Below are 17,260 nucleotides of genomic sequence, written 5' to 3' on the forward strand. Positions count from 1 at the left end.
CGGGCTGCACAAGGTCAGTGAGCGGCTAACCTAACAACCCGATGCACAGCCCGGTAGGCGCATTGCACTTGATTGATCGTTAAGTAAAATCAACGAATCCGTCTGCCACGCAAAAGGATTTCCATGGACACCCTGGGCCTGATCAACACCTTCATCCGCGTGGTCGAGAACGGCAGCATCGCCGCCGCAGCACGGGCGCAGGGCATGAGCCCGGCGGCGGTGAGCCAGAGCATCGCGCGGCTTGAAACGCACCTGGGCGTGCGCCTGCTGTCGCGCACCACCCGCAGCATGGCCCTGACCGAAAGCGGCGCACGCTACTTCGACAAGGTGCGGCACATTCCCCACGACATCGAACTCGCCTCTCAGGCCGCCGCTGTCGCCACTGCCCCGCAAGGCCCGCTGTGCATTGCCACCACTACGGCGTTCGGCCGTTACCTGCTCGCGCCGCTGTTACCCACGTTCAAGGCGGCCTACCCGCGCATCGACATCGAGTTGATCAGCACCGACCGGCGGGTCGATCATCGGCTTGAGGGTGTCGACGTCAGCCTGCGCATCGACGCGCAGCTCAATGATCAGTTGATTGCCCGCCACATCGCCTCGATTCCGTTCCTGTTCTGTGCGGCTCCCGGCTATCTGGATCGCGCCGGGGTGCCGAAGACGCCAGAGGAACTGCAACAGCACGCCTGCCTGGTGTTTCGCTACCCCACCGACGGGCGCTTTCTGCCGTGGCATTTTCGCCGCGACGGCCAGCGTTTCGAGGTAAAGGTCAATGCGGAATTTGTCTGCGACGACATCGACACCATCGCCCAGATCGCCTTGAACGGCGGCGGCATCGCGCGGCTGGCCAGCTTCATCGCCCAGCCGCTGATCGACAGCGGGCGGTTGCTGCCACTGTTCGAGTCGGCCAGCCGCAGCGAAGCGTGGGCCGAGTCCGAACCGATGCAGATCTACGCCTGTGTCACCGAGCGTTCAGCGTTGAATGCCAAGGTGCGGGCGTTCATCGAGTTCGTCGAACAGGCGATGCGCGCCCAGTGGCCCATCAACTCGCCAGGTACTTGAACGCCCAGAGTGCGGCCATGCCCAGCGCCAGGGTCAGCACCGTGCTTCTGCTGAACCAGGCCACCAGCGCTGCCACACAGGCCGCTGGCAATTGCGGGTTGTTCGTCACCCACTCGCCCGGCCCTGCCGGGTAGACCACCGCAGGCAATACCAGCGCCGACAGCACGCTGGCGGGCACATAAGGCAGCGCCCGGTTGAGCAGCGCCGGAATGCCCCAGCGGCCGTGGATTTCGACAAAGGAAAGGCGCAGCAGAAAAGTACCGATCCCGGCGCCGAGAAACATGCCCCACATCGACAGATCGTTCATGGCGTCTGCCCCTCCACTTGCGGCGCGCGGTTGCGCAGGGTTTCCGTCAGCAGCCCCGCTGCCACGCCGCCGAAGGCCGCCGTCACCAGCCCCAGGTTGTACGGCAAGCGGACCGCGAGCACCGCCAGCAGGCCACCGACCACCGCCGCCGCCAGGCTCGGCACATTGCGGATGGCCGGCACCAGCAGCGCCAGGAACGACAGCGGAATGGTGAAGCCCAGCGACCAGGCCTGTGGCACCTTGGCGCCCATCAGAATCCCCGCCAGCACCGACAGGTTCCACACCAGCCACATGGTGATCGCGGTGCCTGCGTAATACGGCAGCGCGAAACGGCCCAGTTCCCCGGATCGGAGCTTGAAGCTGCACAGGGCAAAGGACTGATCGGACAGCAGGTAGGAAAGCGGCCAGGTCTTGCGCCGCGGCATGCCTTGCAGATGTGGCGCCATGGAGGCGCTGTACATGATGAAGCGCAGGTTGATGATCAGCGCGGTCAGTACGATCGCCACCGGCACCACGCCCTGATGCAGCAGTTGCAGGGCAACCATCTGCGCCGAGCCTGAATAGAAGATCAGCGTCATGCTCATCGCCGTGGCAGGCGACATGCCCATGTCGATGGCCATGACCCCGGTCACCAGGCCGAACGGCACCACGCCCGGTGTCAGAGGAAGAAGTGCGCGTACGCCAGCCATGAACGCGCCGGTTGCAGATCCGAAAGCCATGCGGGTCCCCGTTATTGTTGTCGACAGCGGCGCCCTCGCGCGCGTTGTGCGATAGAGTGTACGCGCCGCCCGACGAGGGGCAGAATCGACTTTTTCTTCGCACAATCAGGCATTTTTTGTTATGAGCAACGGCCCGCTACCCGACCACGCGTTGATGAAGATGCCGTCCTTCAAGGCCATGCGCTCGTTCGTGGCGGCAGCCAAGCACCGCAACTTCTCGCGAGCGGCGCAGACCCTGTGCGTGACCCAGGCCGCCATCAGCCGGCAGATCCGCGACCTTGAGCTGTACCTGGGCACCGAGCTGTTCATCCGTACCGGACGCGAACTGGACCTGACCGAGCAAGGCGCGGCGCTGTTCGACGCCGCGCAGTTGTCGCTGCTGAACATATTCCAGGCCACCGAGCGCATCCGCCGCGAACAGAACGACAACCGCCGCCTGACCCTGTGCTGCTCGCCGGCCCTGTCGGCACTGTGGCTGGCGCCCCGGCTCAACGACTTCATCGACGCGCATCCGGACATCGAGCTCAACGTCATCACCACGGCGCACTTTCTCAACATGGAGCCGGGGATTTCCCCCGACATCTTCATCACCAAGCGTGCCGACCCTCGCCCCGGCTACCTGACCCTTCCGCTGTTCAACGAAACGGTCTATCCGGTGTGCACGCCTGAGTTTCTGGAAGCAAATCCGCAGGTGCGCACGCTGGAGGGTTTGCGCCAGAGCCGCCTGCTGGATCTGAACCCTTATGGCCGCTCGCAGCTCTCCGAGCAGGTGGACTGGGACGTGTGGTTCGCCTTTCAGTCGCCGGAACTGCATGCAGCCGCCAGCCCGGCGTTTTTCAGCAGCAACGATTACAGCCTGCTGATTCAGATGGCGCTGGACGGCCGCGGCCTGGTACTGGGCTGGGACCATCTGGTCCGCCATCACCTGCAACAGGGCCGGCTGGTGCGGCCGGTGGAGGAACAGATGATCCTGCGCGAATCGCTGCAGTGCCTGGTGGTCAACGAGCAGCAGGCCCAGGACCCCGCCACTCGCCGCCTGAAGGACTGGCTGATCGCCCAGTTCGCCTGATCAGGCTTCGACACCCTCCAGCGCCTTGCCCAGCGTGTCGATGAACAGATCGGCGTGTTCGCGCTCGAACGCCAGCAACGGGCGAATCTTCAGGATGTTTTCCAAAGGCCCCGCCGCGCTGATCAACACGCCCTGTTCGCGCATGGCGTTGACCACCGCGCGGGTTTGCGCTGCGGCTGGTGCCTTGCTGGCGCGGTCCGTGACCAGTTCGACGCCCAGAAACAGCCCGGCCCCACGCACATCGCCGATGATCGGATTGCGCTCGGCGAGCGTGCGCAGGCCGGTCAGCAGGTACTGGCCCATCTCGTGGGAGCGGTTTTGCAGTTGTTCGTCACGAATCACGTCCAGCACTGCCTGGCCCGCCGCGCAGGACACCGGATTGCCGCCGAAGGTGTTGAAGTAGCGCATGTTCTTGCCGAAGTGATCGACCACCTCCGCCCGCCCGACCAATCCGGCGATCGGCTGACCGTTGCCCATCGGCTTGCCCATCGTCACCAGATCCGGCTGCACGCCATGGCGCTGGAAGCCCCACATGTTCAGGCCGGTGCGGGCAAACCCCGATTGCACTTCGTCGGCGATGTACAGCAGCCCTTCGGCCTGGGCCAGCGCGATGCCTTCGGCAAGGAAACCTGCCGGCTCGGCCAGCACGCCGTCGCTGGCAAAAATGCCGTCCAACAGGATCGCCGCAGGACGAATGCCGTGGGCGCGCAGGTCATCGATGGCCGCCCTGATATCGGCGGCGAACACTGACGCGACATTCTCTGCGCCCAGGCGATAAGCGTCCGGCGCGCGCACCGTTCGCACACGGGGCGGCAGCACCATCGCCGGCCCCAGCGAAGGCGAAAGCTGGGCGATGTCGCCGGTGACGCCGTGGTAGGCAAACTGGGTGATGATCACGCCGGTGCCACCGGTGTACTGTCGGGCGATGCGCAGCGCCAAGTCGTTGGCCTCGCTGCCGGTGCAGGTGAACATCACCCGCTGCAGAGGCTCGGGAAAGGTCGCCAGCAACTGCTCGGCGTAGTCGAGAATGCCTTCCTGCAAATAGCGGGTGTGGGTGTTGAGTTGCGCGGCCTGACGGGCGATGGCCTCGACCACCCGCGGATGACAATGGCCCAGCGACGCCACGTTGTTATAGGCATCCAGATAGCGCCGGCCCTGTTCGTCATACAGCCACACGCCTTCGCCGCGCACCGTGTGCAGCGGGCGCTCGTAGAACAGTCGGTAGGCGGTACCCAACACCCGAGCCCGACGTTCGATGAGCTGTTTCTCTTTCTCTGACAGACGCTCGGCGTCGTCTGCGGTGAAGCCGTTGATCATGCTCATGCGTGAAGCTCCTGGCCGCAGGCGGCAACGATTCGCTGGTGGATGAGTGCATCGGACACCCCGGCCAGCCCCATCAGGCTTTCCCGGGCGCGATGGGAATTGCGCAGGATGTATGCGCGGTTGTCCGGGTGCAGGTCGGCACGCCAGAAGTTGATGCACAACGACAGCGCCAGACGGGTCTGTATCAGCACCGGCAGCAGCGCCAGCTCATCGGCGGTCAGCGGATTGACCCGGTGATAGGCGCTGATCATGTCCAGCGCCGGTTCCAGCACGTCACCCGAGAGCCCCAATTGATAGGAAGCCGCCACCGCCACGTCGTTGACCAACGGTGCCTGGACCATGTCGCCGAAATCCAGAATATTGCGCAGCACGTCAGGCTGCTCCGGGTCGACGACGATGTTGTGCGGGTTCATGTCGTTGTGGATCACCTGGCGGCGCAACGACGCAAGCCTGGGCAACGCCTGTGCCTCGAACCGCGCCAGGCTGACCTGCACCCGATCACGCAGCGCGCCGTGCTCGATATGCCGCAACAGCGGCTGCATGCGCTCGGCGTGCTGCATGTCCCACAACAGCACATGCCCGGCGGCCGGATGATCGAAGCCTTCAAGCGCCCGGTCGAAACGCGCCAGCGCCTGCCCCAGGTTCTGCCGGAACACTTTCGAGGTGTGGCCGACGCGGTACAGCGGCAGGCCGTCGACGAACGACAACAGCCTGACCAGCATCGACTGGCCGTCGATCTCGACCCTTTCCACGAACGCACCGGCGAGCGAGGGATAGACCCGCTGCACCGGCAGCTCCGGGTCGCGCCGGGCAATCAGGCCCATGGCCTGGTTGTGGAAACCCACCACTTCGGCGCTTTCAAGCGGATGGGACATCTTGAGCAGGCGCGACGAGCCGTCCGCCAGCACCACCCGGAAATTCAGGTCGCGCTCACCGCCCAGTTTTTCCAGGCGCCCGCTCAACCCGTAGTGCTGCCTGAGGACCGCCAGCACTTGCGCGTCGGTCACCCGCGCCGGTGCGGCCTGTAGCAGACAGGCCTGATCCAATACATTGTCGAGCGACATCTTCTGGCTCCTCGCCCCGGTGACAGGCCTGCCGCCGTTGCGACAGGCCCGGTGGATCATTTGTTGGCCCAGGCGGTGAAGCGCTCTTCCAGATCTTCGCCGTGGTCGATCCAGAATTCCGCGTCGGTGGCCCGAGCGTTCTGCAGGTTTTCAGGCGCCGTCGGCAGGTTTTTCGCCACGGCGGCTTCTACCAGCGGCATCGCATTTTTGTTGCCCGGCCCGTAAGGGATGGTTTCAACGAAGTTCTTCTGCTGCACCGGTTCGCTGGCAAACGCAATGAAACTCTCGGCCAGGGCCTTTTTCGCCGAGCCTTTCACAATCGCCCAGTGGTCCAGGTCATACAGGCTGCCGTTCCATTGCATGGCGAACGACTGCCCTTCTTTCTGCGCCGAGGTGACCCGCCCGTTGTACGCCGAGGTCATCACCACGTCACCCGCGGCCAGCCATTGCAGCGGCTGCGCGCCGGATTCCCACCACTGGATCTCGGGCTTGATCTGGTCCAGCTTGCGGAACGCCCGCTGAATGCCCTCTTCGGTGCCCAGCACCTTGTACAAATCTTCCTTGGCCACACCATCAGCCAGCAAGGCGAACTCCAGGCTGAACTTGGCGCCACGACGCAGGCCGCGCTTGCCCGGGTATTTCTTCACGTCCCAGAAATCGGCCCAGCTCTGGGGCGCGTTCTTGATCTTTTTTGGATCGTAGGTCAGCACCGTCGACCAGATGAAAATGCCGACACCGCAGTCGCTGACAGCCGCCGGAATGAAGTCTTCCTTCTTGCCGATGCGCGACCAGTCCAGCGGCTCGAACAGCCCTTCGCTGCAACCGCGCAGCAGTTCCGGGGTTTCGACTTCCACCACGTCCCAGCTGGTTTTGCCAGTGTCGGCCATGACCCGGATCTTGGCCATTTCGCCGTTGTAGTCGTCGGCAGTGATCGCCACGCCCTTCTGCGCCGTAAAAGGCGCGTAAAACATTTTCTCCTGAGCCTGGCGGTTGTTGCCGCCGAAGGAAACCACGGTCAGTTTTTCAGCGGCGCTCACTGCACCCGCAAGGGTCGTGAGCAAGAGTACAGCTGCGATTTTCGTGTTCATGCGTCTCTCCACATTGGCTACGTGCGTCAGCGGCAGCGTTCAAGGGATGGCAGGTCGTTTTGTTGTTTTTGGCAGCAGTGGTGCATTCAGCGCCTGACGTCGAGCGTCGGGTCGCTGGCGCCGTCGGGCCGGAACCCGGGCGCGGCTCATTAGTAACACATTCAGAATATGATGCATCATATTTTTTATCCTGTAGTATCGTGGTGTAGGCTGTCCCCAGCCATCCAACTTCAGGGAGCGCGTCATGAGCGAGCAACGAACACTGCTGTTGACAGGTGCAAGCCGTGGTATCGGGCATGCGACGGTGAAACACTTCAGCGCTGCGGGCTGGCGCGTGTTCACTGCCTCCAGGCAAGACTGGACGCAGGACTGCCCCTGGGCCGAAGGATTGCTGAACCACATTCATCTGGATCTGGAGGACATCGACGAAGTCCGCCGCAGCCTGCCGGTCATTCGGGAGAAACTCGGCGGCCGGCTGGATGCGCTGGTCAACAACGCCGGGATCTCGCCCAAGGGTGAAGGCGGTTCGCGCCTGGGTGTGCTGGAATCCGACTACGCGACCTGGCTGAGCGTGTTCAACGTCAACCTGTTCTCTACCGCCCTGCTCGCCCAAGGGCTGTTCGCCGAGCTCAAGGCGGCGCAGGGTTCAGTGATCAATGTCACGTCGATTGCAGGCTCGCGGGTTCATCCGTTTGCCGGGGTTGCCTACGCCTGCTCCAAGGCCGCGCTGGCCGCGCTGACCCGGGAAATGGCCCACGATTTCGGCCCTCACGGCGTGCGGGTCAACGCCATCGCGCCGGGCGAGATCGAAACCTCGATTCTCTCGGCCGGCACCGAACTGATCGTCGAGCGCGACATTCCCATGCATCGCCTGGGCAAGCCCGAGGAAGTCGCCTCGCTGGTGCATTTCCTCTGCACCAACGGCGCGGCCTATATCAACGGCTCGGAAATCCATGTCAACGGCGGCCAGCACGTCTGAGACGCTGGAAATCCCGGCCGGAAACTCCCATCATTCAGGCCGGGCATCTGCCGTTGACGAGCGATTCATGAGCCACTCCTACCCCATCCAACCCCTCAACCACGCGTATCTGGGCAGCGGCATCTACGAGCTGCTGCGCGAGTCGCTGATCACTGGGCGCTTCCAGCCTGACGATCGCCTGCGCATCCGCGACCTGGCCGAGCAACTGGGCACCAGCGTCACCCCGGTGCGCGACGCGATCCTGCAACTGGCCAAGGAACAGGCACTGATCCTCAAGACACCCCGCGACATCCGCGTGCCCAGGCTCACCACCGCGCAATACGCGGAAATCCGCAGCATCCGCCTGGCGCTGGAAGGCCTGGCCGCAGAAACCGCTGCGGCGCTGGTCACCGACGCCGACCTGATCGACCTGGCGGACTGTATCGAACGTAACATCGCCGCGATCAACGCGCAGGACCTGCAGGCGGCGCTCAAGTGCAATCAGGAATTTCACTACGCCCTGACCACCATCGCCCGCATGCCGGTGCTGGCCGGGTTGCTGGACAGTCTGTGGATGCGCACCGGGCCCTTGATCGCCCGCGCCTACGCCAACTTCAACGAGCGCATGGCCATCGATCATCACTGGGAAGTGCTCGACGCCCTCAAGCGTCGAGACGGCGCTGCGGCGCGGGCGGCGATCTGCTGTGACATCCTGGATGGCAACCAGAAGATGGTCGAGTACCTGGAATCGGCCCACGACTGACTCAGGCGTTTTTTGCAGCCTTAACCCAGCAGCTCGGTGATCCACTGGATCTGTCGGGTCAGTTCTCGCACTTTCTCTTCGGGCACGCTTTGCGCGTGGGTGAACTGACTCAAGGTGCGCTGCTTGAGGCGCAACATGCGTTGCCACTTGAGCAAGAAGTCCGGGCTGCGGGCTTGCAGCTGCAAGGGGCCGAAGTACAGCTCCCGCTCGCTGTAGACCACAGGATTCGAGGGCTGGGCGACGATGATCTCGTAGAAGAAACGGTTCTCGTGCAGCAGGTCTTCAGTGACGATGCGATAGCCGTGTTCCATCAGCCACAGGCGCAGCGGTTGTTCGCCACCGTTGGGTTGCAGGATCAACAATTCCTGCCCGTTCAGGCGTGCCTGATCCTGTTCGAGGATGTCGCGGATTGTCTCCCCGCCCATGCCGCAGAAGCTGATCGCGGTGATCCCGTCCTGCGCCTCGATGGCCGCCAGACCGCTGGCCAGGCGCACGCTGATCTGCTGCTCCAGGCCGTTCTCGCGCACCGTGCGCCGGGCAGCGTTGAACGGCGTCAGCGCCACCTCACCGGCCACCGCCGCAGTGATCTGCCCGCGCTTGACCAGCGCCACCGGCAGATAACCGTGATCCGAGCCGATATCGGCCAGCCGCGCGCCCAGGGGCACATGGGCCGCCACCCGTTCGAGCCGCCTGGACAATGTCTGTTCGTTCAACCGCCGACCCTCACCACACCACCCGGCACCCACCGCCGGATCGGGGGCGCGATTCTGCCGGGCCAAGGCCGCGAACACAAATCCCGGTGATCGGGTTGTAGCAGTACGGCTTGCCGGCGGCAGCGATCTTGCGGGCGTCTCGCCGGCAAGCCGGACTGCTACGGTTCGCGGCGTCGGGTCAATGCGCAGCAGACTGCCGCTGCGGCGATTTGATCTGGGCCGACAGCAGGATCGCCAGCACGATCAACGAAGCCCCGGCCAGCATGCGGTACGACGGCTCTTCCTTGAACAACCACCAGGCGCAGGCGATGGCGTAGACCGGTTCCAGCGAGATGATCATCCCGGCACTGCGGGCATTGAGCCCTTCCAGGCTCTTGACGAACAGGTACTGCGACAAGCCAGTGCAGAAGATCCCCAGCAGCGCCAGGTTCACCCAGTCATATTCCCCCAGGCCGTCCAGGCTCTGATAAGCGAATGGCAGCGCCAGCAGCACCACCGTCAGGTTCTGCCAGAACGCCACCTGCGTGGCATTGATGCCTTTGGCTGCGCGGCGGTTGGTCATCGCCAACAGCGCGAACGACAACCCCGAACCCAGCCCCCAAAGCAGCCCGATAGTGCCGCTGTCGCCCAGGCCGAACGACGGCGTGACCAGCACCAGACCGGCGGTGACCAGCACCAGCAAGATGGATTCGGACAGGTGCAGACGCTCGCGAAAAATCAAAATATCCAGCACTGCGATAAACGCCGGGAAGCTGGCAAAGCCCAAGGTCGCGACCGCCACCCCGCCGACCTTGATGGCGATGAAAAACGTCACCCAGTGCGCCGCCAGCAACGCGCCCGAGAGCAGAAGGATTCCGAGTTTGTAGCGATCCAGCCCGCGAAACAGCGGCAAGCGCTGAACCAGGGCAAAAAGGCCCAGAGCGAGCATGGCAAAGCCTGCGCGACCCAGGGTGATGACGCTGGCATCGGCATGAATCAGGGCGCCAAAAATGCCGGTAAGTCCGAAGAGTAAAGCGGTGACATGAGCAGAAGTCAGGGCAGTTCTGTAAGTCGTCATGGGCAGTAACCGAGAATAGGTGGCATCTGTGGCTATCCTCTCGGCCGGGAGCGGTTTTTTACGTGCAGTCCTGGAAAAGCTTCAGGGCTGCCGTTCTCCTCTGTTCCGTGAGTGTGAGCCGTGTGTTTTTCGCACTCGTAACGGTGCTTCGTTCAACAAAATGCATCTGCTCAAGCCCTTTAAGGTGTTGTTCTTGTGTGTTGCAGGAGACAGAGGTAAAGCCTGGTTCGCGGCCCGCTGCGGACTTTGCGGGGAAATCCGCAGCGGGTGCGCCCCTTGTCGCTACCGAGCGAACATCACTCGGAAACGTCAATCCAGATGGTTTTCAGTTCGGTGTACTGGTCATGCGCCCAGATGGACTTGTCGCGACCACCGAAACCGGATTCCTTGTAACCACCGAACGGCGTGGAGGCATCGCCCTCGCCGAAGCAGTTGACCGTCACCACGCCCGCGCGGATTTCCCGCGACAGCTTGATGGCGTTGCGCAGGTTGTCGGTGTACACCGACGCCGCCAGGCCATAGACCGAATCGTTGGCCAGGGTGATGGCCTGCTCGATCGTGCTGAAGGTGCTGACCGCCAGCACCGGGCCGAAGATTTCCTCCTGGAACAGACGGCTGTCCGCGCCCACACCATCGACCACGGTGGGCTCGACGAAGATCTCGCCCGAGGTCTTGCCGCCGAACACCACCGGCAGTTTTTCCACCGCTGCCTGCTCGATGTAGGAGCGCACCTTCTCGAAGTGCGAGCGGCTGATCATGCTGCCCAGACGGTTCTCGGGGTCCAGCGGATCGCCCAGTTTCCATTCGCGCAACTGCACGCCGATGCGTTCGAGCAGGTCATTCTTGATGTCCTCGTGAACGATCAGGCGCGACGACGCCGAGCAGTTCTCGCCCATGTTCCAGAACGCGCCGTTGACCACTTGCGCAGCCACGTGGTCCAGATCGGCGACATCGGGCATGACCACCGCCGGGTTCTTGCCGCCGCACTCGAGCACGATGCGCTTGAGGTTCGAATCCGCCGCGTACTTGAGGAACAGGCGCCCGGTGTCGGTGGAGCCGGTGAAGCTGACCATGGTCACGTCCATGTGCTTGCCCAGCGGCTCGCCCACATCGCGACCGCCGCCAGACAGCACGTTGAACACACCGGCCGGAACGCCCGCTTCATATGCGAGTTCAGCCACACGCAGCGCGGTCAGGGTGGTTTCCTTGGCCGGTTTGACGATGATCGAGCAGCCAGCCGCCAGCGACGGGCCGATTTTCCAGGCCAGCATCAGCAGCGGGAAGTTCCACGGCAGCACCAGGCCGACCACGCCGATGGCTTCGCGCACCACCAGGGTCAGCGCGCCGTTGCCGACGGGCGCTGTGTTGTCGTAGATCTTGTCGATCAGTTCGGCGTGCCAGCGCAGCGTGTGAATGGTTTCCGGAATATCGGTCAACTGGCATTCACGAATCGGCTTGCCGCTGTCCAGGCTTTCCAGCACCGACAGCTCCACCGCGTTCTGCTCCAGCAAATCGGCGAAGCGCAGCAGTACGCGCTTGCGATCACCGGGGCTGAGCTTGTGCCAACGCCCATCGTTGAACGCTTCGTTGGCCTTGGCCACGGCGTAGTCGACGTCTTCGGCGTTGCACGCAGTGATCTGCGCCAGCACCTCGTTGGTCGCCGGGTTGGTGGTGGTAAAGGTCTTGCCGGACACCGAGGTGTAGCGCTCGCCATTGACGAACGACTGGGTCGGCAACGTCAGCCTGGCAGCGATGTCGGCGTACTGCGCCGCGGTCAGCAGCTCGCTCGCACCGCTCATTGCGCACCTGCCTGGATCTGCGCGACGTCGTTTTTCAGGGTCTTGACGATGTCACGCAGCGCTTCTTTCTCGGCCTCGACCAACCCTTGCAGCGGCGCACGCACGCCACCGGTGCGCAGGCCGCCCAGCTCGCAGCCGTACTTGATCGACTGCACGAACTTGCCGCCTTCGAGGAAATCCATCAACGGCATGAAGGCGTTCATGATCTTGCGACCCTTGTCGAAATCCTTCTCCAGCACACAGGCTTCATACAGCGCCACGTGTTCGCGCGGGGTGAAGTTGGAACCGGCGCAGACCCAGCTGCGCGCGCCCCAGGCGAAGAACTCCAGCGCCTGATCGTCCCAGCCGCAGGACAGCGCGATGTTCGGGAAATTGCGCGCCAGGCGATGAACCTGGCCCATGTCGCCGGAGCTTTCCTTGATCGCCACAACGTTTTTCGACTGCACCACTTGCGAGAAGTACGCGTTGCCCATGCTCACGCCCATGCGCGCCGGGTAGTTGTAGAGCATGATCGGCAGGTCGGCGGCGCGGTCCACGGTCAGGGCGTGGATGGCGTTTTCCTGTTCGGTCGGCAGCGCGTAGGGAGGCGAGCCCACCAGGATTGCGTCGGCCTTGATTTCGCGGGCGACCTTCGCGTAGTCCACCGACTCTTCAGTGCGAATGGCACCGGTGCCGATCACCAGCGGCAGGCGCGAACCGATCACGTCCTTGGCCAGCGCTGCCAGCTCTGCACGCTCGGTGGACGAGTGCGCGTAGTACTCGCCGGTCGAGCCGCCGATGATGATGCCGTGCACCTTGGCGTCGATCAGGTACTCCAGCACCTCGGCGAAGGCGCGCTTGTCGATCTCGCCGGTGGCGGTCAGCGGGGTGATGGCTGGGGTGTAGATACCTTCGAATTTCATGGTTGCCTCTCTTTCAGAAGAAGTTTCTGGCGGCGCGCCAACGTTGGCACGCCGCCGTGGTGTCAGGGATTCAGTTATTCAGGGCAGCCGCATCGCGCAGGTTCAGCGAGCGGGTTTCCGGGGCCATGGTCCAGGCCGCGACCAGGCCGACCAGGGTCACGAATGCTGCGACGTACATGGTGTCGGCGATGCCCAGGCTCTGCAGGGACAGCGGTACCAGGTAGGTGCCGATTGCTGCGCCGACGCGGGACAGCGAGGTGCCGATACCCACCGCGAAGGCACGGATTTCCGTAGGGAACAGCTCGTTCGGGTACACCAGTTGCAGCACCTGGGCGCCGCCGATGAACAGCGCGTAGGCACCGAACAGCACCAGCACCACCATCGGGCTGCCTTCGGCGTTGAGCGCCAACGCCAACAGGGCCAAGCCGGACCAGAGGAAACTGTGGATCAGCATGCTGCGACGGCCGATGGTGTTGATCAGCTTGGTGGCGATGATGCAGCCGACCACGAACAACAGCGTGATCGCCATCGAACCGTAGGAAGCCCACTCGCCTTTCAAATTCAGCGCCTGCAGCACCTTCGGCGCGAATGCGTAGACGGCAAACACCGGGATGATCGAGCACGACCAGAACACCGTGACGAACAGCAGGCGCTGGCCGTAGCCGGAGCGCAGCAGGTCGCGGAACGACATCTTCTTCTCGTCCGGTTGCTCGGGCAGATCACGCAGCGACCAGCTCGATCCGTAGACCCGCTTGATCACCTGATCGGCTTCCTGATCGCGGCCCTTGCTCAGCAGCCAGCGCGCCGATTCCGGGGTGCCGATGCGCAGCGCGAACAGCACCAGGCCGATCACGGCGGCACTGGCCAGCACGTAGCGCCAGGCCTCGTCGCCGCCGTTGTTGAGGATCTCGGTGCCGACGATGTAGGCGCAGGCCGCACCGGCAAACCAGAGAATGGTCAGGGCCGCCAGACGCGGACCGCGCTGCTTGCGCGGCAGGAACTCCACCAGCAGCGAAGTCGCCACCGGGTATTCGATGCCCACGGCCAGGCCGATGGCGAAGCGCAGCAGGAACAGCATCTCGGCCGACTGCACCCAGAGTTGCGCCACGGAGCAGAGAATGAACAGCGATGGGCCGATGAAGTAGACGCGCTTGCGCCCCAGCCGGTCGGTCAACCAGCCGCCGAGGAAGCCGCCAAAAAACACGCCCATCAGCGCGGACGCGGCAATCATGCCCTGCCAGAACTCGGTGAGGTTCAGCGCGGCGGTGATCTGCAGCATGGCGATGCCGATGATGCTCAGCACGTAGCCATCGACGAAGGAGCCCCCGCCGGAACGTACGGTCAGCAGGCGGTGAAAGTTATTGAGCGGAACATCTTCAATCGATGATTTTGCAGGACTTGTCATTATTGTCTCCTCTACCGGCCGCGCCATTGAGAGGCGCGGCATCTACGCAAGAATCGGGTGTCGCGAACGCGCTGAATCCTTCCAATGCGTCGATCAGCTCTCCATACCGGCGCGGCGCTGGCCCCACAGAAGGTTCATGTTGACCCCGGCCGACAGCAGCGGCTGCGGGGGGTTGCGGCTCGGCCCCGGCCCTTGGGCGGCGAAGTCGATCAGGTCGTTGCGCTCCCCGGCCAGCCAGTCGGCCAGCAGCGTTCCGGTCACGGTGCCGCGCGTCACACCCAGGCCGTTGCAGCAAAGCGCGCCGTAGACGTTTTTCGCCAACTGGCCGAAATGCGCCATGTGGTTGCGCGACAGGCTGAGCGAACCGCCCCAGGTGTATTCGAAGGCCACGTCGCCGAGCATCGGGAAGCGGCGCATGAACGACTCGCGGTGGCGCTTGACGAAACGCTGCAGGTACTTGGGATTGGCGCGCCCGTCGGTGTTGAAGCTGAAGCTGTTGCGCACCAGCAGGCGGTTGTCCACGGTACGGCGCAGCGTGGTGCCGTAAGGGTCGGCCGGGATCACGCCCCAGAACGGCAGGCCGCCCAGTTTTGCCTGTTCTTCCTCGGTCAACGGGCGGGTCAGGCTGGCGTAGGTGAACACCGGCAGCATGCGACCCTTGAGGAAGCCGAAACTCATGGCGAAGGCGTTGTTGGTCAGCACCAGGTTGTCGGCGACGATGCGGCCGTGTGCATGACTCAAGACTGTCCGCTCGCCGTACTGCACTTCGGTAATCGGGGTATTTTCATACAGCGTGACGTTGGCCGGCAGGCTGTCGGCCAAGCCCTTGACCAGCGCGGCCGGCTGAATCAGCGCAGTGCCCGGGGTGAACAGCGCCTTGCGATAGAACGAGGTGCCGATGTGGCCCGGCAGGTCCTGCTCATCGATGACTTCGTATTCCTGGCCCAGCTTGTCCAGCCCGCCGCGGTAGGCGTCCAGCACCGCAATGCCACGGTCCTCGACCGCCGCCTGGTATTTGCCACAGGCGCGCAGCTGGCAGTCGATGCCGTGCTTGGCCACGAGATCCTTGAGGATGTTCTGCCCGGTCAGGTTGAGCTTCATGCTCATCTTCGCCGTGGCGATATCGCCGATGTAATCGGCCGCACCGATGTCGTGGGGCAAGTCGATGGCAAAACCGGCATTGCGCCCGGACGAGCCGAAACCGACCTGTTGCGCCTCGACCAGCACGATCTCGTCATCGGGGAATTTCAGCGCCAACTGACGCGCGGCCGCAAGGCCGGTAAACCCCGCCCCGACCACCACCCAGCGGGCCCGGCTGATGCCGTAGTGCGAACTGCGCGCCCGGCGTGCAGGGCTCAAATGGAACCATCCACACGTGGCGTCATCGGCCGGAGTATTTACGACTTTCACCATCTCTTGCGACCTGCGTTATTTGTACTTGTGAGTGCAACGATGGCGCGCAGATTCGCATGGCCAAAATGGCCGGTCAATGGATTGTATTTTGTGTGTATACATAGAGTATTCAGGAAAAAATGAGCTATACAACCTATATTTTTCTTTTAAATCAGATACTTACTTAACTATCGATGTCATTGAGCATGTCGCTAACAGACCAAAGAGAGTCGATTTCAGGCTCCCTTAACCCAGGCAGAAGCTCGGTCGCTGGATAAGCATTTGGATGCTGACGCCACAGTCTCCTACCAGCTCAATTCTGGAAATACGACACGTGGACTTCATTCGCGTACTGTCGCTTTCTCGAAACCTGACTGCCCCTTTAGGCATCCGACATCTACGCTGAGCGGAGCACAAGGCTTGATGAGCTGATCTCCTCTACGATGGGTCTGCCCCTACAAAGCACCACCGCTGGAAGGTGAACAACTTAAATCTATTTGTCGCTCCTAAGTGCCCACAAAGTTGAACGTCTCACCCGCTGTCATTTCTTAGCCATGAAATTCGACGAGGCCTATATGCCGCTAACCGGCTTTCCACCTCCGAACTCGAAAAACGGAACAAAAGATCGATTATCTCTTGACGCCCTGTCGATCGTCACCTTGACTCTAGAGGTCGCCGGTTGTTTGTGGTCAGCGCATCCATTTTGACAAGGAGCGTGACATGAGCGAAGAACGCAGCCTCCCCAACCAACAAAACAAACAGGATCTTGATGCACTTGTCGGCGCTGCGCTGAACGCATTCGACGCACGCTTAGAACAACTGGAAAAGCCAAGCGATAATACATGGCTAAAAAAAACCGAGAAGAGGATCAGCTTCATCGCGCTTATCGTGGGAATCGCACTGAGCACGCTATCGTTATTTGATGTATTTTGGAGTAAACCTCGCGAGGAGCGTATCCGAGACTTGGCGGAATTCAACGGTGCTGTAAATGCAGTTGCAAATCTTCGCCAAGGCATGGTGAAAATACAGTTTGACTCAAACAATCCTCAGCTGGTGGCAGCGATGACATCCATGGTCGTGCCTCAGGTGCTGGCCAATATTCAGTATGCGACTGAAGTACTGCCCAGACTCGGTGACGAAGTAGGCATCCCACAGCTGATCGTATTAATCTCTGAGGCAATGAACATCTACGACTGGAAGAGTGCAAAGAAGTTGGTGGATCGGGCCATCGCGACAAAAAATGCACCACCTTCAATGATGTCAGAGGCTTTTCGCTTTCAAGGCAGACTCATGTTCTTTACGGGCAAGGTCGACGAAGGCCGGCGCGCCTATGAGCACTCCATGGAAGCATTGAAGGACGAGAAGGCTTTCGGCATAAATGCGACACGCGCATTTGTTGTGTCTGATTGGATCATCGCTGAACTTTCCATGGGCGATTGTAGCTTGGCCAGTCGCCGTGTAGGAGACTTTACTAATCTGGTGAAATCGTCACAAATTGCCGGCATGGCGCGGATTGCTCTCATCGAAACATTGAAGACTCAAGTAAATCAAATCCTGACAACCACCTCGCGCTGTCCGTCGCCTCCGGAGCTGTCTCAAATAGACGTATCCCTTGGCGCGCCATAGTGCGACTGCAGTCGTT

Annotated in this window: 16 protein-coding genes; 5 read left to right on the forward strand and 11 right to left on the reverse strand. The window is 62.3% G+C overall.

Annotated features, from left to right (window positions below; genetic code table 11):
• The first annotated feature begins 123 nt into the window (after positions 1-123).
• Positions 124-1,059: a LysR family transcriptional regulator gene (locus AC1MEK_RS00690; protein WP_480394332.1), complete on the forward strand. Its 936-nt coding sequence runs from the start codon at positions 124-126 to the stop codon at positions 1,057-1,059.
• On the opposite strand, the gene AC1MEK_RS00695 is transcribed toward AC1MEK_RS00690, so the two are convergent.
• Both AC1MEK_RS00695 and AC1MEK_RS00700 read right to left on the reverse strand, forming a co-directional pair.
• Complete coding sequence (locus AC1MEK_RS00695) at positions 1,040-1,366, reverse strand: AzlD domain-containing protein (protein WP_480394333.1); 327 nt, start codon at positions 1,364-1,366, stop codon at positions 1,040-1,042. The genes AC1MEK_RS00690 and AC1MEK_RS00695 overlap by 20 nt on opposite strands.
• Positions 1,363-2,085, reverse strand: a complete 723-nt coding sequence (locus tag AC1MEK_RS00700) for an AzlC family ABC transporter permease (RefSeq protein ID WP_480394334.1) — start codon at positions 2,083-2,085, stop codon at positions 1,363-1,365. Before AC1MEK_RS00700 ends, AC1MEK_RS00695 begins: the two co-directional genes overlap by 4 nt.
• Before the next feature lie 121 nt (positions 2,086-2,206).
• Here AC1MEK_RS00700 and AC1MEK_RS00705 point away from each other — a divergent pair, with 121 nt between their 5' ends.
• Positions 2,207-3,154 carry a LysR substrate-binding domain-containing protein gene (locus AC1MEK_RS00705; protein WP_480394335.1) on the forward strand — a complete coding sequence of 316 codons (948 nt, stop codon included), beginning with the start codon at positions 2,207-2,209 and terminating at the stop codon, positions 3,152-3,154.
• Here the strand turns inward: AC1MEK_RS00705 and AC1MEK_RS00710 are convergent, their stop codons facing one another.
• The 3 genes from AC1MEK_RS00710 to AC1MEK_RS00720 are packed head-to-tail and all read right to left on the reverse strand — an operon-like array spanning position 3,155 to position 6,629.
• A complete protein-coding gene (locus tag AC1MEK_RS00710) occupies positions 3,155-4,477 on the reverse strand; it encodes an aspartate aminotransferase family protein (RefSeq protein WP_480394336.1) in 1,323 nt (440 codons plus the stop codon).
• Complete coding sequence (locus tag AC1MEK_RS00715) at positions 4,474-5,541, reverse strand: phosphotransferase (RefSeq protein WP_480394337.1); 1,068 nt, start codon at positions 5,539-5,541, stop codon at positions 4,474-4,476. The genes AC1MEK_RS00710 and AC1MEK_RS00715 overlap by 4 nt, the downstream gene beginning before the upstream one ends.
• 56 nt (positions 5,542-5,597) lie before the next feature.
• Complete coding sequence (locus tag AC1MEK_RS00720) at positions 5,598-6,629, reverse strand: ABC transporter substrate-binding protein (protein ID WP_480394338.1); 1,032 nt, start codon at positions 6,627-6,629, stop codon at positions 5,598-5,600.
• Between the two features lie 244 nt (positions 6,630-6,873).
• Between AC1MEK_RS00720 and AC1MEK_RS00725 the strand changes: the two genes are divergently transcribed.
• Both AC1MEK_RS00725 and AC1MEK_RS00730 read left to right on the forward strand, forming a co-directional pair.
• Entirely contained in the window at positions 6,874-7,608 is a 735-nt protein-coding gene (locus tag AC1MEK_RS00725) for an SDR family NAD(P)-dependent oxidoreductase (protein WP_480394339.1), read from the forward strand.
• Positions 7,609-7,675: 67 nt separating this feature from the next.
• Positions 7,676-8,350 carry a GntR family transcriptional regulator gene (locus AC1MEK_RS00730; RefSeq protein WP_480394340.1) on the forward strand — a complete coding sequence of 225 codons (675 nt, stop codon included), beginning with the start codon at positions 7,676-7,678 and terminating at the stop codon, positions 8,348-8,350.
• A 20-nt stretch (positions 8,351-8,370) separates the two neighbouring features.
• Here AC1MEK_RS00730 and AC1MEK_RS00735 read toward each other — a convergent pair whose 3' ends face one another.
• The 6 genes from AC1MEK_RS00735 to AC1MEK_RS00760 all read right to left on the reverse strand — a co-directional run bounded on the left by AC1MEK_RS00735 (position 8,371) and on the right by AC1MEK_RS00760 (position 15,639).
• Entirely contained in the window at positions 8,371-9,063 is a 693-nt protein-coding gene (locus tag AC1MEK_RS00735) for a tRNA (adenine(22)-N(1))-methyltransferase (protein WP_480394341.1), read from the reverse strand.
• Positions 9,064-9,241: 178 nt separating this feature from the next.
• The gene (locus AC1MEK_RS00740; protein WP_480394342.1) at positions 9,242-10,120 is read right to left on the reverse strand and encodes a DMT family transporter; all 879 of its coding nucleotides are present in this window, start codon (positions 10,118-10,120) and stop codon (positions 9,242-9,244) included.
• 296 nt (positions 10,121-10,416) lie between these two features.
• Positions 10,417-11,919: an aldehyde dehydrogenase gene (locus AC1MEK_RS00745; protein ID WP_480394343.1), complete on the reverse strand. Its 1,503-nt coding sequence runs from the start codon at positions 11,917-11,919 to the stop codon at positions 10,417-10,419.
• Positions 11,916-12,821 carry a dihydrodipicolinate synthase family protein gene (locus AC1MEK_RS00750; protein ID WP_480394344.1) on the reverse strand — a complete coding sequence of 302 codons (906 nt, stop codon included), beginning with the start codon at positions 12,819-12,821 and terminating at the stop codon, positions 11,916-11,918. Before AC1MEK_RS00750 ends, AC1MEK_RS00745 begins: the two co-directional genes overlap by 4 nt.
• A gap of 70 nt (positions 12,822-12,891) precedes the next feature.
• The gene (locus AC1MEK_RS00755) at positions 12,892-14,226 is read right to left on the reverse strand and encodes an MFS transporter (protein WP_480394345.1); all 1,335 of its coding nucleotides are present in this window, start codon (positions 14,224-14,226) and stop codon (positions 12,892-12,894) included.
• A gap of 93 nt (positions 14,227-14,319) precedes the next feature.
• The gene (locus tag AC1MEK_RS00760) at positions 14,320-15,639 is read right to left on the reverse strand and encodes an NAD(P)/FAD-dependent oxidoreductase (RefSeq protein WP_480394346.1); all 1,320 of its coding nucleotides are present in this window, start codon (positions 15,637-15,639) and stop codon (positions 14,320-14,322) included.
• 699 nt (positions 15,640-16,338) lie between these two features.
• Here AC1MEK_RS00760 and AC1MEK_RS00765 point away from each other — a divergent pair.
• Positions 16,339-17,244: a hypothetical protein gene (locus tag AC1MEK_RS00765; RefSeq protein WP_480394347.1), complete on the forward strand. Its 906-nt coding sequence runs from the start codon at positions 16,339-16,341 to the stop codon at positions 17,242-17,244.
• Positions 17,245-17,260 lie beyond the last annotated feature (16 nt).

The organism is Pseudomonas sp. 2, assembly GCF_056627435.1.

Bases quoted from the DNA above. Each gene is read 5' to 3' on its own strand.
- AC1MEK_RS00690 (WP_480394332.1), top strand. From the start codon at position 124: ATGGACACCCTGGGCCTGATCAACACCTTCATCCGCGTGGTCGAGAAC.
- AC1MEK_RS00695 (WP_480394333.1), bottom strand. From the start codon at position 1,366: ATGAACGATCTGTCGATGTGGGGCATGTTTCTCGGCGCCGGGATCGGT.
- AC1MEK_RS00700 (WP_480394334.1), bottom strand. From the start codon at position 2,085: ATGGCTTTCGGATCTGCAACCGGCGCGTTCATGGCTGGCGTACGCGCA.
- AC1MEK_RS00705 (WP_480394335.1), top strand. From the start codon at position 2,207: ATGAGCAACGGCCCGCTACCCGACCACGCGTTGATGAAGATGCCGTCC.
- AC1MEK_RS00710 (WP_480394336.1), bottom strand. From the start codon at position 4,477: ATGAGCATGATCAACGGCTTCACCGCAGACGACGCCGAGCGTCTGTCA.
- AC1MEK_RS00715 (WP_480394337.1), bottom strand. From the start codon at position 5,541: ATGTCGCTCGACAATGTATTGGATCAGGCCTGTCTGCTACAGGCCGCA.
- AC1MEK_RS00720 (WP_480394338.1), bottom strand. From the start codon at position 6,629: ATGAACACGAAAATCGCAGCTGTACTCTTGCTCACGACCCTTGCGGGT.
- AC1MEK_RS00725 (WP_480394339.1), top strand. From the start codon at position 6,874: ATGAGCGAGCAACGAACACTGCTGTTGACAGGTGCAAGCCGTGGTATC.
- AC1MEK_RS00730 (WP_480394340.1), top strand. From the start codon at position 7,676: ATGAGCCACTCCTACCCCATCCAACCCCTCAACCACGCGTATCTGGGC.
- AC1MEK_RS00740 (WP_480394342.1), bottom strand. From the start codon at position 10,120: ATGACGACTTACAGAACTGCCCTGACTTCTGCTCATGTCACCGCTTTA.
- AC1MEK_RS00745 (WP_480394343.1), bottom strand. From the start codon at position 11,919: ATGAGCGGTGCGAGCGAGCTGCTGACCGCGGCGCAGTACGCCGACATC.
- AC1MEK_RS00750 (WP_480394344.1), bottom strand. From the start codon at position 12,821: ATGAAATTCGAAGGTATCTACACCCCAGCCATCACCCCGCTGACCGCC.
- AC1MEK_RS00755 (WP_480394345.1), bottom strand. From the start codon at position 14,226: ATGACAAGTCCTGCAAAATCATCGATTGAAGATGTTCCGCTCAATAAC.
- AC1MEK_RS00760 (WP_480394346.1), bottom strand. From the start codon at position 15,639: ATGGTGAAAGTCGTAAATACTCCGGCCGATGACGCCACGTGTGGATGG.
- AC1MEK_RS00765 (WP_480394347.1), top strand. From the start codon at position 16,339: ATGAGCGAAGAACGCAGCCTCCCCAACCAACAAAACAAACAGGATCTT.